Consider the following 25,466-nt stretch of genomic DNA (forward strand, 5'->3'; position numbering starts at 1 on the left):
CAGGTCGAAGGCTGGAAGCCTTCGCTCCCCTCCTTGTGGGCTTCGATGATTTTGGCGAGGTAATCGTCGGGGTCGTGGGACCACCAGCGGTCGGAGAAGACTTCGACTTCGATCCAGTCCTTGAAGCCGGCGTCCTCCACCTTTTGGCGGATGCCCTTGATGTCGATGCAGCCTTCGCCCATGAGACCGCGGTCGTTGAGGAAGTCGTTGGTGGGGGTGAGCCAGTCGCAGACGTGGAAGCCGCAGATGCGTTCGCCGGAGCGCTTGATCTCGGCCTCAAGATTCGGGTCCCACCAGATGTGATAGACGTCGGCGGCGATGCCGACGTGTTCGGCTCCGAGTTGGTCAATGATGTCGTTTGCCTGACTGAGGGTGTTGATCGCGCTTCGGCAGTCGGCATACATCGGGTGAAGGGGCTCGATGGCCAACTTCACACCGACCGACTTGGCGTGATCGATGCAGGCCCCGATGCCGTCGGTGATCTGCTTGCGTGAGTCTTCGAGTGACAACTCGGGTTTGGCACCGCAGACGAGGACCACCTGCGGGGCACCGATGGCGGCGGCTTCGTCGAGGGCCTTGATGTTGTCGTCGTGCGACTCCTGCTTTTCTTCGGTCGTGAGGTGCGGGAAGAAACCGCCGCGCACTAGGGATACAGGAGTGATGCCGTGGTCATCGAGCATCCTGCGGGACTCGGCCAGCGGGCGGCCGTCGAGCCACTGCCTCCAGACGCCCATGCCCTGGACGCCGGCGGCGGAATACTTGGCCGCGGCCGTGGGGAGGTCCCAGGCCTTGGTCGTGATGGTGTGAATGGCGAGGCGATTCATGATTCAGAGGAAAGGCGAAGGCTTCCAACCTTCGGGTTCATTTTCAGGTCAAAGGCTGGGAAGCCTTTGCTCCCCTATCTATTTGAAGAAGGTGAGGTAGGGGCCGCCGTTGATGAGGCGCTGCAGGTAGACGGCAAGCTCCATGGCATGGTAGTCGCCCCACATACTGGACTCACCGTAAGGCGCCTTGCTTGGGTCGGGGCGGTTGTCCCAGCCATTCGGGTGGTGGTAGATGCTGTGAAGCAGGAGTCCCTGGTGGTTTGAGTCCGTGCTGAGGTAGGGCTCGCGGAAGAGAGCCTGGGCCGTGACGAGGCCGGCTTGTTCGTAGCGATTCGCCTTGTCGTTCTCTCCCTTGCTGCGCAGGTAGCGCGCGAGGCGGAACAGTCCCTGAGCGGTGATTGCGGAGGCGGTGGAGTCGACCGGCTCGTGCTCGTTGAAGGGGTCGGCGGGCTGGTTCAGGTAGTCGCCGAGCTTGTGCATGTTCGGGCCCCCCTGATCCCAGTAGGAGATGCCATCGGTCGGGGTGTTCTCGATGAAGTTGTCGGCGATGGCCGTTGCAGCCCGAAGCATGAGAGCTTCCCACTTTGCCTTGCCGCCGAAGGGTTCGAAGGCTTCATCGGGCATGGTGGCGAGGAGTTCGAGTTCCTCGGGGAAGCCGACGGCGGCCCAGCCCTGACCGCGGGTCCATGTGGTGAATCCGGTGTAGCCCTGCTGCGAGTTCGGGCAGCGGTAGGCTCCGTCTTTGGTATTGAAAATGGCTTCGTGGGTGGTGCGGCCGGCAACATCCCAGATGTCGCGTCCTTCGCCGTAGAAGACGGAATACTTCGCGGTGGACTCGATGTGCTGCAGGGCGCGCTCGAGCAGGGAGATCGACTTGTCGCCTTCACCCATCAGGCTGTGGCCGAGCAGGTGGGCCTGCATGAGGATGCGGCACGAGCGGATGGTGTCGACGAAGAGGGAGTGGGGGCCATTGAAGGAGTGGATGAAGCCGCCGCCCTGGCGCTCGGTCCAGCGCGCGGCTTGGACGGCTCCGGAAACCTTGATGGCGAGCTCGTAGAAATTCTTCTCCCATTCGTTCTCCGGGATCCGGCCTTCGATCATGAGTCGACGGAGGTTGCCGTAGGTCGAGAGGTTGTTGAATCCGTGGTCGTGCACGCCGATGTGGCTGACGTGGCTGGCCATGTTTGCCACGGTGCGGTCACGGCCGGACTTCAGGGATGTTTCGTCGCCGGTGGCGTCGAAGTGGAGGATGGAGATCCCGTAGCGGAATCCTTCGGTCCACTCGGTCCAGCCGCGGGTCGTGTATTTGCCGTCGACCGTGAAAACGGGAGAGCCCTTGGCATCGTCGTATTCCTTGTCGATGGACTCGACCTTGGACTTGGCGAGTTCGAAGAAGCGGTCGAGTTGGGGTGACAGGGATTCGAGGGTGGGCGCGGACTTGAGGTCGATCATGGGAAGAAGTGTTTTGAATTGGGAGATCCGGAAAGGATTCGGAGGTAGTGGTTAGAATCGGTGGGTCTTCTGGAGGTGGGCGATGACGAGGGTGGCGTCTTCGAGAATTTCGTAGGTGTGGGGGAGTACGGCGTCGAACTGGATGGCCTCCCCGGGCCCGAGCTTGTGCTGTTCGTGGGAGAAACGGATATGGATGCGGCCACTCCGGACCCAGCAGATCTCGTGATCATCCCCATGCGCTTCCGGGTGGGTGAGTGATCCACCAACCTTCGCCTCCGCGTGGAAGAGCTCGATGCCCTGATAGCTGAGTTTCTCGAACTCGAAGGGCCCGGACTGGTAGCGCTCGATGGTTTTCCGGTGGGCGGTGCGGGATTCCGCCAGTGAAAGGAGGTCCGAAGCGGACAGGCCGAACACCCGGGCCAGGCGGTAGAGGGTTTCCAATTCGACCAGGTTCTGATTGCGCTCGAGCTTCGAAAGGCTGGCGATGGAGAGTCCTGATTGATCAGCGACCTCCTGAAGCGTCATCCCCGCCTGCTTCCGGACCTCTCGGACGACCGAGAAATCGAGTTCAGGGGTGAGCTTGGTATCGCTGAGGGGCATCTGGTTGAATAAATATGTCCGCAATTTTTATCGTCAAAGAAAAAAACTGGGGAGTTGGCTCACCCTCGACTAGGAATCGGGTATGGCAAGCTCTGAGCGGGTGCAGATCGTGGGTTTCGGGCTGGCTGGAGCATGTTTGGCGTGGCGTCTTCATGCGCGCGGGCATGCATTTGAGTGGTGCGACGAGAGCCGTCCGGAGGCGGCCTCGAGAGTGGCGGCGGGATTGATGAACCCGGTTACGGGCAAGAATTTCGAGCCGAGCTGGAGGATTGCGGAGTTCATGCCTGAGGCGCTGGAGTTTTTCGGCGAGGTGGAGAAGGCCACGGGCGAAACCTTCTGGCATCCGCTGCCGGTGCATCGACTGGTGACGGAGAAGGGCTGGAAGAAAGTTTCGAGGAAGTTGGAGCGCCCGGATGTCGCGGCATGGGTGGAGCGGGTCGATGAGGGGGAAGGGGATGCTCGCGCGGTCGTGGTGTTGAAGGGCGGGGGGCGTTTCAATGCTCCGGCGTTTTGTGAGGCGAGCGCCCGGTTCTTTGCGGAGCGGAGACGGGATGGGTTTGTCGGTGGACGCATCGTTCGCTGCGAGGGGGCGGCGGGACTGATCCGCGGGCAGCTCGGTGAGCACCGCTGTGCGAAGGGCGAGATTTTGACCGGTGAGATTCCCGGGCAGGACGAGTCGAAGATCCTGATCGGTGGAGGAGGGTGGTTGGTGCCGGCGGGTGACGGGCAGTTCAAGGCCGGGGCGACCTATGAATGGGATCAGCTGGATGACCAGCCGACGGAGGCCGGGAAGGAACGGGTGTTCGAGATCCTGAGGAGCCTGGGAGTGGAGCACTTCATGTTGACCCGGCACGAGGCGGGCGTCCGGCCGATCGTGAGGCGGAGCATGCCTCTGATTGGCGAGTTGGCGGATGGGGCGGTGGTCTTCAATGGGCTGGGATCGAAGGGATCGTTGTATGCACCCGGAGTGGCCCGCCGGTTGGTGGATTGGCTGGTCGACGGCCGTGCGATCGAGGAGGAACTGGACGCGGCGGAGTGGTTGCGAAGTGGGTGAAGGCTCCCTGATGGGCTCTGTGGACCGGCGAGTCCGGCGACTGGAACCCCGTTCGGTGGAGGCCGTGAATGCACGCAGGGGTGGGTCCGTTCTTGCCAAGGTGGGCGATTCCGTCCATAGCGCCGCCGCAATTCGCCGTTCCAACCGCCGCCACCATGTCTCTTAAAGTTCGAAATCTCGCCATCATTGCCCACGTTGACCATGGGAAGACCACCCTTGTGGACCAACTTCTCCAAGCAGGTGGAACCTACCGCGAAAACCAGGAAAAGCAGGAGCGTGCGATGGATTCAATGGATCTCGAGCGGGAGAAGGGGATCACCATCAAGGCGAAGAACACGGCCATTCTCTACAATGGCTACACGATCAACATCGTGGACACCCCGGGTCACGCCGACTTCGGTGCCGAGGTGGAGCGCGTGATGAAGATGGTGGATGGGGTGCTTCTGGTGGTCGATGCGACGGGTGGCCCTCAGGCACAGACCCGTTTCGTGCTGCGCAAGGCACTTCAGGAAGGCCTCAAGCCGATCGTCGTGGTGAACAAGATCGACCGTCCACTTTCGACCCCGGACAAGGTGCATGATCAGGTGCTCGAGTTGTTCCTCGACCTGGATGCGACCGAAGACCAGTTCGAGGCTCCGTTCCTCTATGGTTCGGCACGGGACGGATATTTCATGAACACGCCGGACGGTGAGCGGAAGGACTGTGTTCCTCTGATCGAGAAGATCATCGAATACATCCCCGAGCCGGAAGCGAAGGAAGACGCCCCGTTCTCGATGCTGGTTTCCAACATCGATTGGGACGACTACGTGGGTCGTGTGGCGATCGGCAAGGTGCTCGGTGGTTCGGTGAAGAAGGGCGACAGCGTGTGGTTGCTGCGCAAGGACGGCACCAAGGTTCGCTCGAAGGTCGGCAAGACCTTCACCTACTCGGGCCTCGACACAACGGACTCCGAAGGCTGCAGCGCCGGCGGAATCGTGGGTGTGGCGGCAGGCATCGACGACATCGATATCGGTGACACGCTGGCGGCCAACGAAGACGCGGAGCAGTTGCCTTTCGTGGCGATCGACCCGCCGACCGTGCAGATGCAGTTCTCCATCAACGATGGTCCTTTCGCCGGTCAGGATGGCAAGCACGTGACCTCGCGTGCGATCCGCGATCGCCTGATGAAGGAGACCAAGACGAACATCTCGATCGAAGTGGAAGACACCGAGACTTCGGGGGTGTTCACGGTTTCCGCGCGCGGTGCGATGCAGATTGCGGTGCTTGTGGAAACGATGCGTCGTGAAGGATACGAGCTTCTGGTTTCGCGTCCGACCGTGATCATGCGTCGTGACGAAGCAGGTCAACTCCAGGAGCCGTTCGAAACGCTCTACGTCGAGGCTCCGGACGAATACACCCAGGGGATTCTCAAGGCTCTGGCGAATCGCAAGGGGCTTCTCGAGCACATGGATGTGGAGGCCAGTGGCCGCAGCCTGATCCAGGCCCGCATTCCAACCCGTGGCCTGATCGGTTTCGAAACCGAGCTGGTGAACCTGACTTCCGGTCACGGCATCATGAGCCACCTCTTCGCCGAGTATGGCCCGCATGCGGGTGAGATCGTGACGCGGATCACCGGCACGCTGGTGTCGATGGACACGGGCACGGCGACCACCTATTCGCTGCAGCTGCTCGAATCGCGCGGCAAACTTTTCGCGGCTCCGGGGGACAAGATCTACGTGGGCATGATCGTGGGCGAGAACCCGCGGGCCAACGACCTGCCGGTCAACCCGGTGAAGGAGAAGCACCTCGACAACATGCGTTCGGCCGGCAAGGACAAGACGTCCAAGCTGGCTCCGCCGGTCCGCTTCTCGCTGGAACGGGCGATCGAATACATCGAAGGCGATGAGCTGGTGGAGGCGACTCCTGGCAACATCCGCCTGCGCAAGCGCATCCTCGACCCGAACGTGCGCAAGCGCGCGGAGAAGGCTGCGAAGGCGCCGAAGTAGTCGCGGCTGGATTCCGGTGGCCCTACCGACCACGGTGACGGCATGGCAACCGGAGATGGCGGGCAAGGGGCCGGGTTTCTTCATGTCCTCTATCAGAGCGGGCATGACGACCAGCTGATCGCGGAAGCGCGTCGTCGTCTCGGGCTCGATCCGAATGACTGGTCGGCCCACTACTACCTCTGCATGGGGCTGTGCCGGCTCGACCGGCAGCGGGAGGCGCGACCCCATCTGGACTTCCTCCTGCGGACGGATCCCGAGACGGTGGATGCCCAGTTCGCCGCGACCTTCTTCCATTCGTCGGCGGGAAAGTGGCGCAAGGCGCGTCCCCACATCGCGGCTGGGCTGAGACTAGATCCGGACGAGACGGCCTTCCTTACTTCTGCCGCGATCGCCGACCTGAGCGAGTTGAAGTTGGATTCGGCGCGGAGGCATATCGACCGGGCGCGTCAGTTGGATCCCGACGATCCAGAAATCGCAAACCTCCACATCCGCATCCACGCCGCCTCCGAGGAGTCCACGTCGGCGGCCCTCCAGCGTCTGGAGGAGTATCAGCAGGCCCTTCGCCTCGAGCCGGGGAATGCGTCACTCCACAACAGCATCGGTGACGTCTATCTGAATGAGTTGGAGGATCCGGCTGCCGCCGAAGAGCACTACCGGATCGCCCTCCAATCCGAGCCGGGAAATGCGCAGTATCAACAGGACCTGTTTCATGCGGTGGCGAGGCGGAGCCTGATCTACCGCATCTTTAGTATCCCCACCCGGACTTTCGAGTGGTTGCGGGCGCTCGGGCGGGCCTGTCTCCTTCAGCCGTGGCGCCTGCTTCTGTTCCTGCTGGCCGGAAAGTTTGTATTGGGTTTCCTGATCTGGCTGGTGCTGGCGACCCTCGTATTCTGGCCAGGAGGGAAGGTGTATGAGTGGCTGTTGGTTTCCGAAATGAAGCGACCGGCCAAGGCCAGCCTGCGGGGCATGCAGCTATGGTATCGGCTGAGGTTGCTGCCGGTGTGGAGCCGCTTCCTCTTCTTCCTTGTGATCAATGGCCTGCTCTGGGGTGCATGCTTCCACCTGTTGGATATCTCGCTGATGGAGGGCTATGCCTTCTTCGGCGCCTTCACCGGCATCCACTTCGTCGTGGTCAGCATCCTTTGGCTCCTGCGCAGGGCGAAGACCTCAAGGACGAGGAAGCGCCGGATGAGGAGACAGCCTCCACCCCTGCCGGCTCAGCGGGCCTAGGGTGGGGGAGACCGACGGCATCGCGCAGAATCCTGGTTACTTCGCCACGTAGTCGAACACGAAGACATCCTCAAGATGGGGCTTCAGGCCCTTCACGAACTTCTGGTGGTCTTCGTGAGGGAGGTAGACGTCGAGTCCGGCCTTGTCCTTGAAGGTGACGATGAAGCCGTGGGTGAAGCCCTTGGCCTTCTTCTCAGGACTGACGTCGAGGCCCCATTCGAAATCCGTGATGGTATCGATCTTCGAAGGCAGGGCTGCGAATTCCTTCTCGATTCGGGTGATCTCTTCAACGGGGGTGCCATCCTTGAACTTGAAGAAGACGAGGTGGCGGTATTCGCCTTCGGCACGGGCGATGGACGAGAGGGCGAGGAGGGACATGGCAGCGATGAGAATTCGGATCATGATCGGGAGGCTGACGGATCGAGGCGACATGTCAAATCCGTGGCGGAATGATGGTTCCGAAAAGTCGGCCATTTTCCCATGGCTGGAGGCGGCAAATTTCGCATGATGCAGGCATGAATGAATCAACCCATCCCACGCACAGCAAGACGGTCGGCTATCTCCTTTGGATCTTCGGATTCGTCGGTGCCCACCGATTCTACTTCGGGAAGACCAAGACCGGCATCCTCTGGTTCTTCACGCTGGGGTTGCTCGGGATCGGTTGGATCATCGACCTGTTCCTGATTCCCTCGATGTCCAAGGATGCAAGCGAACGTTACGCAACGGGTCCCTACGATTATTCGGTTGCCTGGATCCTGCAGACCTTCCTCGGTTATCTGGGCATCCACCGTTTCTATCTGGGCAAGATCGGCACGGGATTGATCTGGCTCTTCACCGGCGGACTGGTGGGCATCGGCTACCTCTACGACTATCTGACCCTGAACGGGCAGGTGAGCGAAAAGAATCAGTCCTGAGTGTCACCGGTCGGGGCTTGCCATCGGGAGGTTCCATGGTGCTAGTGGAGGCATGTCTTTGAAAGTCGCCGCCTTCCTGGCCCTGTGTCCGTTGATTCATGCGCAGACTGCTGAATCGGTTGCCGAACCGGTTCGGCAGATGGCCTTCGTCTCCTGCTTGAAGCAGACGCACCCTGCTCCTGCGATGGACGCCATTGCGGCCCTGAAGCCGGATGTATTCATCTGGATGGGAGACAACATCTATGGTGACAGCGAAGACATGGCGGTGCTGGCAAGGAAGTATCAGGAGGTCCGTGAGTTGCCTGCCTATGCGCTGATCCGCAGTCGTGCCCGGGTGACCGGGACCTGGGATGACCACGACTACGGCGCGAATGACGCGGGCAAGGAGTTCCCGATGAGGGCGGAGTCCCAGCAGGTGTTCCTCGATTTTCTGGATGTCCCCGAGTCGAGCCCGAGGCGCAAACGTGAAGGGGTTTACAGTGTGTCGGATTTCGGCCCTCCGGGAAAGATGGTCCGGGTCATCTCGTTGGATACCCGCTATTTCCGCGATGAGATCGGTTCCAATGGAACCATGCTCGGTGAGGTGCAGTGGAAGTGGCTGGAGAAGATGCTGTCGGGCAGTTCGGCCGAGGTGAATGTCATCGTCTCATCGATTCAGGTCCTGCCGGCCGAGCATCGATTTGAGAAGTGGGAGAATTTCCCCAAGGAGCGCCAACGGCTGCTCGACCTGCTGGCGAAGCCCGAGATGCCGCCGGTCCTGTTGCTGAGCGGTGACCGACACATGTCGGAGATCTCGCTCGACGAGGAAAGCTGTGGTTACCCGCTGTATGAAATCACATCAAGCAGCCTCAATCTGCCGATTGGAAGTGGAGAGGAACCCAATCGATCACGCGTTGGATCACTCTATCGGCCGTCGAACTTCGGCACGCTGAGCATCGACTGGGGAGATCGCTGGGGGAATGAGAAGAACGCGAAACCGCGGCCCATCCTGACCGCCTGCATTCGGGACGAGGAAGGCCGTCCACAGCGGGCGGTGAGTTTTGAGCTGAAGCGCTGAGAGTCAGGCCCGCGACTCGCGGGTGATGTTCCGACGGGCACAAAAAATCCCGGCGGGCGATGAGGCCGGCCGGGATTTGCAAGGGATCGCCGAGGTGTTCAGCGGCGACGGCGCAGCAGGCCCATCAGGCCGAGCCCGCCGAGAAGAGCTACGGAGGGTTCAGGGACGGGTGCCACGCCGAAGCCGGCAAGATTCGTGCCCGTTGCGCTGTCGAGGGGATTCTGAGCGACGAAGACGAAACGTTCGCTTGGGTCGGTCCAGCCATCGGCATCCCCGTTGGTGATGCCGCCTTTCAGTTCGATATTCTGGTCGCGGGTATCCACGCCTCCACCTGTCCAGCTATTGCCGGGATCAGTGCCAACGAGGCCGATCATGTCGGTCACCACTCCACCGAGTCTGATGGTGAGGGCGTCGTCACCGTTGAAGCTGAAGTTGGCTTCCTCGAAGGTGATTCCACTATCGGACCAGATCGAGTTGTTCGAGCCATCCGCAAACACGAGGACTTGGCCAGCGGTAATTGAACCGGAGTTCTTCTCGAAAGTGTACGTAGGCGTCGTGCTGCCGTTGTTGTAGTTGCTGATCTGGAGGAGATTGGTGGTTGCGTTGAAGGTGATGGTCGTGGCACCGGAATTCCAGATCTCTACACCCTTGATGTCCCCATCCTCCGCATATTGGCTGAATACCAGGGCGGACTGGGCTGGGCCAACCCATGCGAGGTTTGCGATGGCGGCAACGAGCAGTGATTTCTTCATGATGACGGTTTGATGGGCAGTGCTTGGAAAAACGATCATGTCGCGTCGCGACTCAACAGGGATCTCACGAAACACATTTGTCACCGTGGGATCGAGCAAATAGCGAGCAGAAACTGTTCCAAAAGAACAGCTGATTGCAAACAGACCTAAAGAACCAGTTGGATCCGTGCCGCATCCGGTCGCTGGAGAAGCTTTGCCGCCTTGAAAGGCTGCGCACCTGATTCAGGTCGCCTGCTCGCCCCGCGCCATCACGACCTTGCCGGTGCGGACCGTCTCGATGATCTCAAATTGACCGAACATGCCGATGGCGGAGTCGATTTTCTTCGAGGCACCGTGGATGGTGACGATCATGGAGGTGGGGGTGAGGTCGACGGTCTTGCCGCCGAAATGCTCGGTGATCTGAAGGGCTTGGGAGCGCTCTTCGGGTGAGCATTTCAGCTTCACCAGGCAGAGCTCACGGGTCACGGAGTCGTGCGAGGTGTGCTCGAAGCAGTGGATCACATCGATCAGCTTGGAGACCTGCTGGATGATCTGCTCGAGGCCATCGGGGTCGCCGCTGATGCCGATGGTCATGCGCGAGTAGCGGGCGTTGCGGCCGCGCGACACCACGAGGGAGTCGATGTTGAATCCGCGTCGGGAGAAAACCTGGCAGATCCGCATGAGGACGCCGGGCTCATTGTTGACGAAGATGGACAGGGTGTGGCCGGAGCCCGTGGTGACGGGTTCCTGTGGGGTGTCGGTGGTGACGATGGTGGACACGGTGAAAAGAAGGTTGGAAATTGAGAATGGAGGGACTCGGATGGGCTGTGGATCAGGTCGAGCCGACCGGCTTGGCCATCTTGGTCTTCGGCGGTTCGGTGATCATGTTCTCCAGCGCCGCGCCAGCGGGGATCATGGGGAACACGTTGTCCGTCTTCACGCACTCAGCATGGATCAGGATGGGCCCATCGTTGTAGTCGAGGGCCTTTTGCAGCATGCGGGTGACATCGGCCGGACGCTTGATGTTCACGCTCGGGATCCCGTAGGCGGCGGCCAGCTTGCAGAAGTCCGGGTTGCCCTCGAGGTCCACACCTGATTCACGGTTCTCGAAGAACAGCTCCTGCCATTGGCGAACCATGCCGAGGTAGTGGTTGTTGAGCACCACGATCTTGATCGGCAGCTTGTGGATGGCGGCCGTCGAAAGCTCGAAGAGGGTCATCTGGAATCCACCGTCTCCGGAGATCGAAATGACGGTCTTGTCGGGTTGCGCGAGTTGGGCGCCGATGGCGGCGGGGAAACCGAAGCCCATGGTGCCGGCACCGCCGGAAGACAGCCAGTGGTAGGATTCGTCGTTCTTGTAGAACTGCGCAGCCCACATTTGGTGCTGCCCGACGTCGGTGGAAACGATGGCCTTGCCCTCGGTGAGTTCGTAAAGCTCGTGGATCACCTGCTGCATGCGCAGGCCACCCTGCTTCTTGAAGGAGAGGGGGTATTTCTTTTTGTAGCCGTCGAGTTTCTTGTTCCACTCGGAGGTGTCGAGCGATTCGGCGTGTTTGTTGAGCTCGGTGAGTGCCGCTTTGGCATCGCCGACGATCTGGATGTCCGGACGGATCATCTTGTTCATCTCGGCCGGATCGATGTCGATGTGGATGATCTTGGCGGTGGCGCAGAACTTGTCGGCCTGACCAATGATGCGATCATCGAATCGGGAGCCGACGTTCAGCAGCAGGTCGCACTCGACCATGGCCTTGTTGGCATAGGCGGTGCCGTGCATGCCGAGCATCCCGAGTGAAAGCGGGTGGGTTTCGGGGAACACTCCCTTACCGAGCAGTGTGGTGGTGACCGGGCAGCCGAGACGTTCGGCAAGCTGCATCAACTCCTTGTCCGCACGGGCGATCATCGCGCCTTGTCCGGCAAGAATGACCGGGCGTTTGGCGCGTGAGATCAGGTCGGCGGCCTGTTGGACCGATTCATCGCAGATGTCGAACGCGGAGGAAGGATCGTAGCCCGGGAGGTTGAACTCGGGGTTCATGTCGCCGGTAAATTCGCCGGACGAGATGTCTTTCGGGACGTCGATGAGGACGGGGCCGGGACGACCGGTGGTGGCGATGTGGTGAGCCTCGCGGGCAACACGGGCGATCGCATTGGTGTCCTTGACGAGGTAGTTGTGTTTCACCACAGGCACGGTGATGCCGAAGATATCGGCCTCTTGGAACGCATCCTTGCCGAGCATCCAGGTCACTTGTTGACCCGAGATGACGATCATGGGAACCGAGTCCATCTGAGCGGTCATGAGGCCGGTTACGGTGTTGCCGGCACCGGGACCGGAAGTCACCAGCACGGCGGCGGGCTTGCCGGTGGCGCGTGCATACCCGTCGGCCATGTGGACGGCGCCTTGTTCGTGGCGGACGAGGATGAACTTCATCTTCGTATTCACGGTTTCGAGGGCATCGAAAATGGGGATGGCCGCTCCACCGGAGTAGCCAAAGATGTATTCGATCCCGAGTTCGTCCAGGGTCTTGACCAAGACTTGTGCGCCGTCGAGTGGTTCGTTGCTCATGAAAATTGCGGGTTGAGGCGGTAAGTTGCTGATTTTTACCGAAACAGCAATCTGAAAATTGGCCTTTTGAGTGCAAGTTTGGCTGATCGGGTGGCCTCTGTGCTTGAAAATCGAGTTTGGCTTGAGAATTTGTCCGATTCTTGAATCTGGGTCGTGGATTCTTGGGGTTTCAGGCCTTGCCAATCTGGGAGAGCAGGGCGGCGATCGTTTGCAGGGAGTTTCCTTCAAGTCGATTGTTCACGTAGACGTATGCCTTGCGTTTCAGCGGCTTCTTTCCCGAAGTGCGGAGGAAGCGCAGGGCGGCCTGGCGGGCTTCGGGCCGTTCTTCCTGGATGCGCTCGTAGGGTTGGAAGGATTCGACGGCTTCTTTGTAGGCGCGGCCGGGCTTGAGAAGGAGGCGCATGCCGCAGGCGGCTTCGAGCTGGTCGGGCGGGCAGAGGTCGATCTGTTCGCCACTGGGCGGCATGCGGTGCCAGTGGTTGTAGACGTGGCCGACATGGTGGCGGTTGAGCAGGTCGAAGTATTCGGGCCGGAGGAGCGAAGGGTTTCGGAGTTCGATCGCGAAGTCCCATTCGCGGGTTGGCAGCGGGGCGAGGAATCGGTCCAGCATTTCGAGAAAGTCCCGGCCTCGTTCGAAGTCGCCTTTCCGGAAGCGGGTGAACTCAAGAATCAGCAGGCCGGTTTGATCCTGATAGGGCCGGAGGGGCTCGAGGAAGGAATTGAGGAAGATCGCGGAGTCGAGAAACACTGGGTTTCGTTTCCCAGAGTGGGCACCGTGGCGTGGTAGGTTCGGGAAATGCCGCGTGGTGATGGTATCCGTGACTTTGTGGGAGAACCGGAAATCCTCGGGAACCTGTTCGTGGATCGATGCCAGGAAGCGGGGATCGGGAAAGCGGTAGTAGGAGGCATCGACACAGACGGAGGAAAAGGTCTCCGCATACTCGGCGAGGCATTCTCGCTCGAAGCGAGCATTGCTGAATTTCCGACGCGTGAGGTAGCGCTGCTCGTCGTAGAGCTGCCCCAGCCATCCGGGATATTTCCACGAGGAGGTGCCAAGGTAGAGGCCGTCTGCCTGAAGCTCGGACAAGGTGTTGTGGGCCTTTTGGGGGAAGGGGTGCATGAGCGGGGCGAATCGTGGATCGCGGTCGCGGAAGTTTGTAGGATTGGGGTGCGAATCGTGAGTGCAATCCATGCTTTATAAAAATTTCGGTTGTTTTATTAATAAATATTAATAATAAACCATCCCGTTACTTTGATCTCGTCCTCTCTGAGGCTCGATTCTTCCCCAATTTTCAGCGACGGCAGTCGTCGATGGTTTGGTGTCGGATCCGGTTGAAGGAGAGGCGTTCACCCCCAGTCACTCCCTCAAATGAAAAAAATGTGTCGCCACAACTGTGGCCGATTCCTGCGTCTCGTTGCCTCGGTAGGGGCTATCGTGGTTGCCGCGCCTTTGGCCCATGGCCAGTCTCCGCCGCCGACGCAGACCTTTTACATTCCCTTTTCAGAGGACAGTCAGTTGGACGCCTTCGATGCCGTCAATGGTGTGGCTGGGAATCCTCTGGCGGTCTTTGTGACCTTTTCCACGGTCGCGGATGAGACGATCATTTACTACGATCACTGGGAAGACGGGTATGAAGACAATCTCTCCAACCCGGTCCAATCCACGACGCTTGTCTTCGGTGATGGCAATGCTGCGAATGGCTTTCCCCCGGGGAATCCGTCGGACCTGATTCCTGCGGGAACCGTATTCAATCTCCGCAACTTCGTCGATGTGGACACCTTGGGCGAGGTGCTGGATTACGATGCTCGCGACAAGGTCGCATCCTTCAAGCCGATCTCGTTGACCAAGACGACTTTTCCGGATGGGACTGACACCTTGCTGGCGGGCTGTGTGGAAATCTTCGAATACGGCCTGTGGGGAACCGAGTATCGTGTGCCGGTCGGTGTGGACATGCCGACGGCGGCGGCCTCGGGCGGGCTGACCTTCGATCAGGACCTGTTCAACTATACGGGGGTTTCGATATCAGCAGGACCGAATGGTGCCACGGTCCGCGTGGACAAGGACAACTCGGGAGGCTTCGAGCAGACGGTCCGTCTCAGTGAAGGCGAGACCTTCTATGTCGACGGAGTGGAGACCGGAGCAAGGGTGAGCTCGGACGAACCGATCCAAGTCCTGCTCTTCACGGGGACGGTGAACTCGAACTACGCAAGTCGGGATACCATGCTGTTGCCCACCTACCGCTGGGCAACCAGCTATTATGCCCCGGTGACGACTGTCGCGGGCGATGGGGCGGTGACCTTCCTTTACAACCCGGGCACCTCGCCGATCACGGTTTCCTATGATTATCGCGACTCGGATTCGAGCTACGTGACCGATACGATTTCAGTGCCCGCCGGTGGAAACGCACGGGTGGTGATGGGGGAGGCGGATGGCGTGGATCATTTCGGTGCGTACCGCTTCTACACGGTGGGCGAGGAGCTATTCTATGCCATCAGCACGATCGATGCCGATGCGTTGTCCGACGACAACAAAGGCTGGGATGGGGGCTTTACGCTGGTGGGTGAGCCTTCCCTGACCACCCAGGCTCTGGTCAGTCTCGGGATCGGACGGGATCCTTACTCATCGCTCAGTCCTGATCAGAACGGCAACCCGGTGTGGCTGACCACCGCTGGGAACGGGGATGTTGCGGAGCGGGTGTATGTCGACTTCAATGGTGACAACGCCGGGCCGAAGGAAGATCCGAACGGCAACTACTATGATGTGGACTATGACCTGCGGGAGCTTGAGCAGTTGAAATTGTTCGATCCTGATGGCGACCAGAGCGGCATGCTCATCTACACCCTGAATCCAGCGGTGAAGGTCGCTGCGGTCTGGGCTCAGGATCCATCCGTCGCCTCCTTCGCCCAGCCTGGCATCGATGTGGCGGCATTGGTTCCACCCCTGCGCGAAGGTAGCGCGGGAAAAATTTCCCGACTCGGTGACGATGCGGACAGGAATGGTGTGGTCAGTGCGGGGGATGTGCTCGACTACCGGATCCAGGTGGTGAACACCGCACGCACGTCCATCCCGGGGCCTTTCCGGGTGACGGACAACCTTCCAGCGGACGTTTCCTACGTCCCAGGTAGTACTCGTTTCCGCTACTCGGTTGGTGGGGCCTGGGTCGAGTGGGCTCCGATTCCGGATGATGGATCGGGCACTCTGTTCCCGCTTGATGGATCGGGCTTTCCCCTGATGATCGCAGATGGCATCGGGGTCGGGCAAAGCATTGAGATTGCCTTCGAAGCGGCGGTGAAGGCCTTCGGGGACCTGAATCCGACGAGCACCGGAATCGTCAATACGGGCGATGTTGAGATTTCTCCCTATGGTCTGGTGATTCCCATCGAGTGGGAAGACACGCTTTTCGCCAGCCTGGGTGATCGGGTCTGGGAGGATCTGAACGGGGATGGGCAGCAGCAGGGTGGAGAGGCCGGTATCAATGGCATCCTCGTTTATGCCGACCTGAATGGGAACGGTGTCCACGACGTGGGTGAGCCTTCGGATGTCACGACGGATGATGGCGACTACCTGATCACCGGTCTGCTGGCCGGTAGCTACACGATTCGGGTGGATTCCTCGGGGATCTCTGCGATCGATCCGGGATATGGCCCGACGGATGATCTGGATGGTGTGGGTTCGCCGCACAGTGCCTCGGTGACGCTGGCCACTTCGCAGACCAGGACGGATGTTGATTTCGGCTACAAGATCGATGCCAGCTTGGGCGATCGTGTCTGGCTGGATGCCGATGGGGATGGCGAACAGGATGCGGGGGAGCCGGGGATCAATGGAGTCCGGGTCTACATCGATGCCAATGGCTCCAATTCCTACGAGGAAGGTGAGCTTTTCGCGATCACTTCCGGCGACGGGAATTACTTCATCGGGAATCTCGAGGATGGTGTCTATCAGGTCAGGGTGGATACGGGCACTCTGCCCGGGGGGGCGACCCAAACGCATGACTTCAATGGTGCTCTCGATCATGAGGCCGGGGTGACACTGTCCGGGGTCGAACACGAAGACCGCCTTGACTTCGGTTATCGGGGTTCGCTCTCGATCGGTGATCTCGTATGGGAGGATGATGATGCCGATGGTGTTCAGGGTGTCGGCTACGATGTGATCAATGGCCGGCTGGATATCAACCGAAGCGGAGGCGTTTCGAATGCGGACGATGGCTTCTTCGGAGGATTCGAGATCATTGATGGCTACGTCGATATCAGCGGCAATGGTGCGATATCGGGTTTTGATGACGGGAGTTTCTTCGGGTTCCAGGTGATCAATGGGGGCATTGACGTGAGCAACAACGGCTCGATTTCGGGTGCCGATGACTTGTCCGATGCGGTCGGTGGCGAAAGCGGAATTGAGAATGTCCGGGTTTACATCGATTCGAACAACAATGGTGTGCGTGACGCGAACGAGTTGTCTGATATTACTGATGCCGACGGCTTCTATCTGATCGGATTCCTGTTCAATGGAGACTACGTGGTGAGGGTCGACCGCTCGACGGTTCCCGGCAGTTTCGTTCCAACCTACGACCTCACGGATCCGACGGATGACGACATGGCGGAAGTCGTGCTCTCGGGGTCGAACCGGACAGATGTGGACTTCGGCTACAGGAACGATGCGACGCTAGGTGATCTGGTCTGGAATGACCGGAATGGTGACGGGTCTCGCGACAACGGTGAGCCCGGAATTGCGGGGGTGCTCGTTTACATCGATGCGGACGGAGACAACCGGTTTGATCAGGGAGTTGAAACCTTCGCCTACACCGACCTCGATGGGATGTATCGGTTCGAAAATCTCGCGGATGAGACGTACACCGTGAGAGTGGAGTTCAGCACGCTTCCGCAAGGAGTCACACAAACGTATGACCTGACTGGAGCCTTGGATCACGAGGCGCAAAGGACGCTCACGGTAAGCGAAGATGCGGTGGATGTGGACTTCGGCTACAATGCCACGGCGTCCTTTGGTGACTTCGTATGGAATGATGCGAACGGCAATGGATTGCAGGATGGTGGAGAGGCCGGCATCCCCAACGTCAGGGTTTACCTGGATATCGACGGTGACGGTGCCTTCGATTCGTTGACCGAGCCCTCGGATGTCACCGATGGAAGTGGTGCGTATGGAATCGGCAGCCTGGTTCCCGGGACCTACACGGCACGTGTCGATGCTTCGACTCTCCCGGCGGGGGTGATTCAGACCTTCGACCTGTCCGGTGGGCTTGATGACTCAGCCACCTTTTCCCTGAGCAGCACGCAGGTGAGGACCGATGTCGACTTCGGCTATGCGGTTCCGGTTTCGATCGGTGATCTCGTTTGGAGTGATCTGAATGGCGATGGTCAGCGAGATGGGGGTGAGCCCGGGCTGGGTGGTGTGCCAGTCACCTTGTTCCGTGCGGGAGATGATTCGGTGGTGGATACGATTCAGTCGGAGCCGGACGGCAGCTACCTGTTCGAAGATCTTCCGCCGGGCGACTACTACGTGGGTTTCGGGGCGTTGACGGGCTATCAGCGGACGATCGCCAACCAGGGCGATGATGCATCCGATAGCGATGCTGATCCCGCCACGGGAATTGCGGGCCCGGTGACCTTGGTATCGGGTGCTTCTGATCTGACTCTTGATGCCGGGTACTACGAGCCGGCGATTCTTGGCGACTTCGTCTGGAATGATGCCAATGCCAATGGCGTGCAGGATGATGGTGAACTCGGCGTCGAAGGTGTGGGCATCGAGTTGTTCCGACCCGGGTTCGGGCCGGACGGAATCGCGGGGAACAGTGATGACGATGACGCGGTGGGTTCCGCCACCAGTGCCAGCGACGGGTCCTACGGATTCGGTGGTCTTGTTCCAGGTCGCTATGTGGTCAGCTTCGCAGACTTCTCCGGATATGCGCGCTCGGTGACTGGTCAGGGAACTGCAGATACCGACAGCGATGCAGGTGCGGATGGGCGTAGCGCTGCGGTGGATTTGGCTGCGGGTGATGACAATGACTCTGTGGATGCCGGCTACTATCCAGCGGGGTGGATCCGAGGATCCGTGTTTGCGGATACCGATGATGATGGGTTGGGTGAAGTGGGGCTCTCCGGAGTGGTCATCCGATTGCTCGATGATGAGGGTGGTCCGGTCCTGGATCTCGAGGGAAATCCGGTCACCACATTGACGGCCGGGGACGGAAGCTATGAATTCAGCGACCTTTTGCCGGCGGACTACCGGGTGGTGCAGGATCAGCCATCGGGCTATGCCAGTGTGAGTGATAGTGATGGCGCCAATGACAATGTGATCGGCGCTGAGTCTGCGCTCACCGTGACGGCGGGTTCAGGAAATACGGGCAATGACTTCATTGAGATCCAGTTTGGTTCCATCTCCGGGTCCGTGCTGAGTGACGCGGATGACGACGGAGATGGGGATGATCCGCTGGAAGGAGTGATCCTGTCCCTCCTGGACGAGGCGGGCGAGCCGGTGCTCGATGGGGCGAGTCAGCCGGTCACCACCACCACCGATGAGTTCGGAAACTATTCGTTCCCGAATCTGATCCCGGGCGACTACCAGGTCGTCGAAACCCAGCCGGATGGCTACGGCAGTGTGTCTGACATCGACGGAGGTGATCCCGATTGGATCGGCAACGTCACGGCCATCGCGGTGGTGCCCGGCGGCAACGTGGTGATGCAGGATTTTGTCGAGATCGAGCTTGGATCGATCAGTGGAAGCGTGTTCGCGGGCACCACGCCCTTGTCCGGGGTGACTCTGACCCTGCTCGCTGAATTCGGTGACCCGGTGGATGGAGACCCGGACGAGCCCGGAGTCCAGCGGATCACGACTCAGACCGGATCGGATGGATCCTATCGCTTCGATGATCTGCCTCCGGGGGTCTATCAGGTTGGGCAGACCCAGCCGTTTGGTTATGACAGCGTGGGCGATGTCGATGGCGGCGATGTGAACATCATCGGCGATGTCACCCCGATCGACGTGCCACCGGGCTTCGATAGTGAAGACAACGATTTCCTTGAGACGCTCGATACCTGTCCGGACGATTGGGATGAATGGTTGTTCCAGCATCCGGGTGAATGGGCTGATGGTAATCCGGATCTGGATGCCTACGATAATCTCGCTGAGTTTGCATTCGCGATGCCGGCGGATGACGGGAGTGGCAGTCCGTGGCTAGGACGCACGGCGTGGATCATCCAACCGTCAAGTCTGGCACCGGGAACCCTTGAAGGGGTGTTTGTTCGTCCGAAAGGTGCGCTGCTGGATGTGACCTACACCCTGGAGTATGCGGCTGCGCTCGGCGATCCCGTGGCTTGGAGTTCACTGGAGATCACGTCGGGGATGATCACGACGGAGGATAACGGGGACTGCACCGAAACGGTCACGATCCACGATCTGGAAACGCTCACCGGGCTGACCGATGGAGAAGGGGTGGTAAGGATTCGTGTGGATCTGGATGAAGAGCCGGATTCCATCATTGATCACACCACCCACTCCGAAGTCGAAGGGTGGACGGAGACCGATCTGCTTCTCTGCTGCCGGACTTACAATGATCCGTATCTTCGTGAAACCCTGTTCACGGGTGAGATTGCTGCGGTGAGTGGTCAGGATGTCGTTCTGTCCGTGAGTGCCGGCGCCTTGCAACTCGCCGACCTCCTGCAGCCGGGATCGAATTACTATGTGGAGGTGACTTCGGGGGACTTGGAAGGGCATCGCTTTGATGTGGTGTCGGCATCGGGGAACGCGATCACGCTGACCAATGATTCCGCCCTGCATGCGGCGGAAGCGCCGTTCAATACCTGGCAGGGAGCACTCCCATCCGATCTGGTCGGCGATGCCCTGGTGCTTCGTCGCCATGTGACCCTTGATGAGCGGTTTCCTCCAAATGCATTTGGTGCGAGCGACAGTCAGATGACTGCGGACATGATCCAGGTGTTCGCCGATGGAGCTTGGACCTTCTACTGGCTGGATGAGAACGGAGGGAGCCCGCGATGGGTCGATGCCGCCGAGTCTCCGATGTTGGATCGGGGCGATCGGATTCTTCCACCCGGGCAGGGTGTCTTCTTCAACAACCGGACGAGCGAGAAGTCGATCCTGGCCTACGGTGAGATTCGTGCGAATGATTTCATCCGACCTCTCGATGACAGCGACAACCTGGTGGGAGGAGGATTCCCACTGGACCAGTCTGCAGCGGGGCCGAATCAGCGCAACATGCGCAGTGATGGATTTGTCGGAAGCCTCGATTTCAAGGTGGCTGACTCGTTCTTCATCTGGCGTCAGGACGCCGATCCCGGTGCCGCTGGATATGACAGCTACTTCCTCGCGGATGGGAGCCCGGTGAATCCTGCCCTGAAGCGCTGGGTTGCCGTTGGCGATGCCCTGCTGGGCAATCGTGAAGGAGAAGTGATTCTCCTCGGGAACCGTGCGGTCTTCCTCCGATCCGGTCTCGGCTACGACACCTATACCGTGCCTCAGCCGTGGGCACCGTGACGCAATTATTTAGGAGTTGCTGACTATCAATCATCTCGATATATTTCCACCCACATCTTGACGCTGTCCGAAACGACGGGGTCGCCCCCAAGATGAAACTCTCCTCCTCCATCCTCACAGCCTGCCTCATGTGGTTGGCTCCCATGGCGCTCTTTGGTCAGCAGATCAATTGGGGCAGTTCGATCTATGATGACATCGTGGACAGCGAAGCCCAGGTGCTCGATCAAACGTTCATCTTCCAACTGGGGTCTTTCGGCAGCGGTTTCACGCCAGGGGAGGACAACGTGAGTGAGTGGGCGGCCAACTGGGAGGTCTTCGATGAGGCTGACTACAATGGCATTGAGACACCGGCGGATGACGGGATCTGGGGATACTTCACGTCGACTGTGAACATGGAGGCGGACGGGACGAGCAATAGTCCTGCTCTAACACCTGGGGCGGGGAGTTTTGAGGGTCGTTCTGCCTTTGTGTGGATTCGCAATGGGGACGACCCGGTGGAAGGCACCGAATGGCTGTTGATGAGAGCCGACTCGTGGATCTTTCCCAATGCGGATCCGGACTGCTGCAACAACGACCTCCCGCTGGAGTGGTCGATGAGTGATCTTGCGTTCGATGATGTTCCGCTCTGGGGTTCTCAGAGTGGCGTTGCGGGAAGTGGTGAGTTCACCACCACGGGTTCCCACACGATGCAGACGTTTACCTTTGTTCCCGAACCTTCGACGGCGTTGCTTGTCGCGCTGGCAGGGATGGTGGCGGTGATGCGACGCAGGAGGGATTCATGAAGGGATCGCTTGTTGCGACTCTGGGCGTGGCAATCGTGGGCGTGGGTGGTTGGGCCTGCGGTGAGAACATCTCGTGGTTTTCCGATCCCGGGCGGGTCAACCTGACCAGCCATGGGACGGCGATGGGAACGGACTTTGATTTCGAATTGGGCGTGTTTTCGGCGGGGTTCGAACCCACTGCCTTCAATCGGGGTTCGTGGCTGAACCATTGGACGGCAGCCCAATCGACCAGCTACAGTGCGGTTGATTCGAGATTTGTTGCGCTTCATTCGGTGGCGGGGAATTTGCCTCCGTTCGTCGTTGGTGCGGAGGCGTGGATCTTCGGTCGCAGGGATGGTCCGACGGGGACCGAATGGATTTTGTTTCGGCATCCATCCTGGACGTGGCCTGCACCCAATCCGCTCAGTCCCTTCCCACTCGAATGGAACGCATCGGCGGCCACGATCGTGATGGCAGGGGATCTGGACGCCGATGGGATGCCTCATCTGATGAAGTCCGAAGAGGTGCAGGATTTCTCACAGTGGCGAGTGCTTGCCTTGTCAGGCGAACCTCTGAATGGGAGCGACGATGACCCGGATCGCGACGGTGTGGAAAACGTCATCGAGTTCCTCGCGGGAACCGATCCTCAGAACGCAAACTCCCTACCGGGTGCGCAGCCATCCATTATCGGGAATGGTGGAGGGTTCTTGCAGGTGGACTACTCACTTCGCCTCGATCGATTGGCTGCCTGGACCGTGGAGGTTGGATCGGATCTTGTCGGTTGGGAGTCCGGCGACGATGAGGTGGAGGTGACGGCCGGGGGGGCGGGCGTGCTTGCCCGGGATCTGACTCCTCGTTCCGGAGCTTCGCGACGATTCATGCGCTTGAGGGTCCTGCTGCCATGAGCCTTGTGGACGGCGGGAAGCGGTCTAGGGTGGCGACATGACGACGGTGCGGGAGTTCGCGGAGCGGGTCCTTTTCGGTGAGACCCTGGCGGACAAGTTGGCTCCTCCGCCTGCGGCCGGATTGGAGGATCTTGCGCGTGGACCGGCGCTGGTCACCCCGGAGGGGCCGGGGCGCCCGAGGGAACTGCGGCTCGATCCGGATGGGGTTCGGGCGGAGTTTCCGGGGGTGGCCCGCATCGAGGATGAAGGCGAGCGGGGCCGGCTGCTTCATTTTTTTGCCAACCATGAATTGCTGGCGACGGAGTTGATGGCCTTGGTGCTGCTCAAGTTTCCGGATGCTCCGGCGGAGTTCCGCGCGGGTGTGTTGAAAACGCTCAAGGAAGAGCAGATGCATACCAAGCTCTACATGCGCCGGATGGAGGCGTGTGGGGTGGAGTTCGGAGAGCTCCCTGTGAATGGGTTCTTCTGGAATCTGGTGGCGCCAATGAACACGCCGCTCGACTATGTGACACGGCTTTCGCTGACCTTCGAACAGGCGAATCTGGACTACGCGCGGGGCTATTCCCGGGTCTTCTCGAATGCCGGTGACCCGGAGACAGCGGGGATTCTCGATCGGATCTACCATGATGAGATCAATCATGTGCACTATGGTCTGACGTGGTTCCGGAAGTGGCGGGAAGGGCGTTCCGATTGGAAATCGTTCTGCTCCCTGATGCAGGAACCTTTGTCGGCGGCTCGAGCAAAGGGGGCCTTTGAATTCAATGAGGCGGGTCGTCGTGAAGCCGGTCTGGACGAGGAATTCATCCGGGAGTTGAGGGTGTTCTCCCGGTCGAAGGGGCGGACGCCGGATGTGTACTGGTTCAATCCCGAGGCGGAAGACGAGCTTGCTGGAAATCGAGCAAGCGCTCCCTTGGTTCAGGCTTCCCATGATCTTGAGATGGTCATGGTGGCTCTGGCGAAGGCGGATGATGTGGTGATGCTGAACAAGGTGCCATCTCTCGAGCATCGGGAGAGATTGCAGGAGTTTGGTGTCGTGTTGCCGGAGTTGGTCGAGTGGTCGGATCAGGAGAAGGTGGCGGCTCGGAAACTTCAGGGTGTCCGGCCATGGGCGGCTTCGCCGGGTGCATGCGCTCGGGCTCAGGAATTCGGTGTCCGGCAATCGCCAGTGGGTGCCGACAAGTTCTCAAAGCTCAAGCATGCGGAGTTGCTGGGTAAGGTTCTGCGAGCATCGGACTGGGAGGTGCTCTGTGACGAAGGCGACGTTGGGCGTCCGGTGGGCTCGGTGGAAGATGTGGAGGCAATCAGACGGTCCGGGAAGGCGGCGTGCTGGGTGGTGAAGGCACCGGTCAGCACGGCGGGTCGGGACAGGATGCTGCTTTCGTCCGAGGGTGACTTGAGTGGAGCGGATGAACGTCGGCTTGCGGGGATGTTCCGTCGTTCGGCGGTCTTGTTGATGGAACCTTGGTTGGACCGGGTGCTCGATTTTTCGATCCAGTATGAGATGACCGATGACGGGCTCCGGAATCGGGGAATGGTGGTGTTGGAGAATTGCAAGAGGGGGCAGTTTCGATCTGCCATGGCGGTGCGACGGCCGTTTGATTCGCTCGGGCCGAAGGATCGGCGCGCGCTGCATGAGGGAGGGGATGGTCGAGGTCGGTGGGGGGTGTGGCTGGAAGAGTTGTTGGAGCCCGCTCTCGGGACGTGGCTCGGCGACTACCGTGGTCCGCTCGGGGTGGACGCGTTTCTCTATCGGGATGAGAAGGGTGGCATCCGCTTGAAGCCCGTGGTGGAGGTCAATCCGCGCTATACGATGGGGCGGGTGGCGGTGGAGTTCGCGCGCGACCGTCGGAACCGGCAGCCTGTCAGGCTGGTCATTCAATCGGTCGAGTCAGCCCTTCCGCCGGGTGGAGTGGCTCTCACGGAGGTGCTTGAGTCCACCCGTTTGGTCGCCTACCTGGTCGACGAAACAGTTTCCGGGAAAAGGTGACGCCAAACGGCCAGTGCTTCCCGGATATCCTGGGCCTGACGGGTGGGTGAGAGTTCCCAGGTCATCGGGGCGCCTTTGGGAAAATGGCGAAGCAGGCGCTTGTAGTCGAGGGTGCCGGTGAAGGGCACGCGGTGATCGCGGGCAGGCCACTGGACATCATGGACGTGTGCGCCGATCACGTAGGGGTTCATCATGGCCAGCCACTCATCGTGGTTGAGGAGGCCGAGGTTGTGCTTGAGTTGGACGTGGCCGAAATCATGCCAATAGCCGATGGCAGGGTGGTCCTTGAAGTGCTGCTGGAGTCGAAGCATCTCGCGCTCGGTGGGCATGTCTTCGAAGCGTGATCGGGATTCGACGGCGAGGCGCACGCCGAGTTCCTGGGCCTTCTCCGCGAGGGTCTCGAGTGCCTCGATGGCCCGGGCGTAGTAGAGGGGGGAGAGCTTTTCGCGCTTCTTGATGAAAGCGATCCGCTTCTTGGTGAACTTGACGTCGTCTGCGTCCTCGCTCGAAAGCATTGAGGTCAGGGCCTTGGTCCACTTCGACGGGTTCATCGGGACGGAACCCATGTGCAGGACGACGTAGTGAGCCTTGAATTCCGCCGCGATCTCGAGGGTCTTCAGCGTCATGTCCATCGCGCGTTGGCGGTCGGACGCCCGATGGGAGGTGTACTCGTAGGCGTCCGGGGCATCGATCATGACTTCCACGGGTGAGGGGAAGTAATTGTGGACGCCGACACAGGTGAATCGTCCGTCAGCGAAGGCCTTCCGGATCCCCGGGAGCTTGGCCACGGTCATGCCATGGGAAAGCTCGATGTGGTCCACGCCGAACTCGAGGATTTCGTCGATCATCGCTTCGCCATCGGTGTGGCGTGAGTTGTTCCAGCAGGTGGAGAACGCGAGCATG

Annotated in this window: 18 protein-coding genes; 9 read left to right on the forward strand and 9 right to left on the reverse strand. The window is 60.0% G+C overall.

The window, feature by feature from the left end; translation table 11 throughout:
- The 3 genes from JIN81_RS14975 to JIN81_RS14985 form a co-directional block, all read right to left on the reverse strand.
- A partial coding sequence (locus JIN81_RS14975; RefSeq protein WP_234044995.1) for a sugar phosphate isomerase/epimerase family protein occupies positions 1–824 on the reverse strand: 824 nt, incomplete at its 3' end.
- A gap of 78 nt (positions 825–902) precedes the next feature.
- Positions 903–2,276: a glycoside hydrolase family 88 protein gene (locus JIN81_RS14980; protein ID WP_200281572.1), complete on the reverse strand. Its 1,374-nt coding sequence runs from the start codon at positions 2,274–2,276 to the stop codon at positions 903–905.
- Between the two features lie 51 nt (positions 2,277–2,327).
- Positions 2,328–2,876: an XRE family transcriptional regulator gene (locus tag JIN81_RS14985; protein WP_200281575.1), complete on the reverse strand. Its 549-nt coding sequence runs from the start codon at positions 2,874–2,876 to the stop codon at positions 2,328–2,330.
- Between the two features lie 82 nt (positions 2,877–2,958).
- Here JIN81_RS14985 and JIN81_RS14990 point away from each other — a divergent pair, with 82 nt between their 5' ends.
- The 3 genes from JIN81_RS14990 to JIN81_RS15000 all read left to right on the forward strand — a co-directional run bounded on the left by JIN81_RS14990 (position 2,959) and on the right by JIN81_RS15000 (position 7,145).
- Positions 2,959–3,930 carry an NAD(P)/FAD-dependent oxidoreductase gene (locus JIN81_RS14990; protein WP_200281579.1) on the forward strand — a complete coding sequence of 324 codons (972 nt, stop codon included), beginning with the start codon at positions 2,959–2,961 and terminating at the stop codon, positions 3,928–3,930.
- A gap of 155 nt (positions 3,931–4,085) precedes the next feature.
- A complete protein-coding gene (gene typA, locus JIN81_RS14995) occupies positions 4,086–5,915 on the forward strand; it encodes a translational GTPase TypA (protein WP_200281582.1) in 1,830 nt (609 codons plus the stop codon).
- A 42-nt stretch (positions 5,916–5,957) separates the two neighbouring features.
- Positions 5,958–7,145 (forward strand): tetratricopeptide repeat protein, encoded by a 1,188-nt coding sequence (locus tag JIN81_RS15000; protein ID WP_200281585.1) that lies wholly within the window; start codon positions 5,958–5,960, stop codon positions 7,143–7,145.
- A gap of 36 nt (positions 7,146–7,181) precedes the next feature.
- On the opposite strand, the gene JIN81_RS15005 is transcribed toward JIN81_RS15000, so the two are convergent.
- Entirely contained in the window at positions 7,182–7,547 is a 366-nt protein-coding gene (locus JIN81_RS15005; RefSeq protein WP_234044998.1) for a Dabb family protein, read from the reverse strand.
- Between the two features lie 113 nt (positions 7,548–7,660).
- Between JIN81_RS15005 and JIN81_RS15010 the strand changes: the two genes are divergently transcribed.
- A complete protein-coding gene (locus JIN81_RS15010; protein WP_200281588.1) occupies positions 7,661–8,059 on the forward strand; it encodes an NINE protein in 399 nt (132 codons plus the stop codon).
- A gap of 52 nt (positions 8,060–8,111) precedes the next feature.
- On the forward strand, positions 8,112–9,116 hold the full coding sequence (locus tag JIN81_RS15015; RefSeq protein ID WP_200281591.1) for an alkaline phosphatase D family protein: 1,005 nt from the start codon (positions 8,112–8,114) through the stop codon (positions 9,114–9,116).
- A 98-nt stretch (positions 9,117–9,214) separates the two neighbouring features.
- On the opposite strand, the gene JIN81_RS15020 is transcribed toward JIN81_RS15015, so the two are convergent.
- From JIN81_RS15020 to JIN81_RS15035, 4 genes are all read right to left on the reverse strand, one after another.
- Positions 9,215–9,868 carry a PEP-CTERM sorting domain-containing protein gene (locus JIN81_RS15020; RefSeq protein ID WP_200281594.1) on the reverse strand — a complete coding sequence of 218 codons (654 nt, stop codon included), beginning with the start codon at positions 9,866–9,868 and terminating at the stop codon, positions 9,215–9,217.
- Positions 9,869–10,090: 222 nt separating this feature from the next.
- Entirely contained in the window at positions 10,091–10,627 is a 537-nt protein-coding gene (gene ilvN / locus JIN81_RS15025; protein WP_200281603.1) for an acetolactate synthase small subunit, read from the reverse strand.
- A gap of 52 nt (positions 10,628–10,679) precedes the next feature.
- Positions 10,680–12,407, reverse strand: a complete 1,728-nt coding sequence (gene ilvB, locus JIN81_RS15030) for a biosynthetic-type acetolactate synthase large subunit (RefSeq protein WP_200281606.1) — start codon at positions 12,405–12,407, stop codon at positions 10,680–10,682.
- 169 nt (positions 12,408–12,576) lie between these two features.
- Positions 12,577–13,527: a DUF72 domain-containing protein gene (locus JIN81_RS15035; RefSeq protein WP_200281609.1), complete on the reverse strand. Its 951-nt coding sequence runs from the start codon at positions 13,525–13,527 to the stop codon at positions 12,577–12,579.
- Between the two features lie 249 nt (positions 13,528–13,776).
- Here JIN81_RS15035 and JIN81_RS15040 point away from each other — a divergent pair, with 249 nt between their 5' ends.
- The 4 genes from JIN81_RS15040 (at position 13,777) to JIN81_RS15055 (ending at position 24,563) form a co-directional block, all read left to right on the forward strand.
- On the forward strand, positions 13,777–20,910 hold the full coding sequence (locus JIN81_RS15040; RefSeq protein WP_200281612.1) for an SdrD B-like domain-containing protein: 7,134 nt from the start codon (positions 13,777–13,779) through the stop codon (positions 20,908–20,910).
- Between the two features lie 92 nt (positions 20,911–21,002).
- Positions 21,003–21,692 (forward strand): PEP-CTERM sorting domain-containing protein, encoded by a 690-nt coding sequence (locus JIN81_RS15045; protein WP_200281615.1) that lies wholly within the window; start codon positions 21,003–21,005, stop codon positions 21,690–21,692.
- Positions 21,689–22,576 (forward strand): hypothetical protein, encoded by an 888-nt coding sequence (locus tag JIN81_RS15050; protein WP_200281618.1) that lies wholly within the window; start codon positions 21,689–21,691, stop codon positions 22,574–22,576. Before JIN81_RS15045 ends, JIN81_RS15050 begins: the two co-directional genes overlap by 4 nt.
- Positions 22,577–22,613: 37 nt before the next feature.
- Entirely contained in the window at positions 22,614–24,563 is a 1,950-nt protein-coding gene (locus tag JIN81_RS15055) for a DUF455 family protein (protein WP_200281621.1), read from the forward strand.
- Here JIN81_RS15055 and JIN81_RS15060 read toward each other — a convergent pair.
- A complete protein-coding gene (locus JIN81_RS15060) occupies positions 24,527–25,465 on the reverse strand; it encodes a sugar phosphate isomerase/epimerase family protein (RefSeq protein ID WP_200281624.1) in 939 nt (312 codons plus the stop codon). The genes JIN81_RS15055 and JIN81_RS15060 overlap by 37 nt on opposite strands.
- Position 25,466 lies beyond the last annotated feature (1 nt).

This window comes from Haloferula rosea, from assembly GCF_016595525.1.
GTDB classification, from domain to species: Bacteria; Verrucomicrobiota; Verrucomicrobiia; order Verrucomicrobiales; family Akkermansiaceae; genus Haloferula; species Haloferula rosea.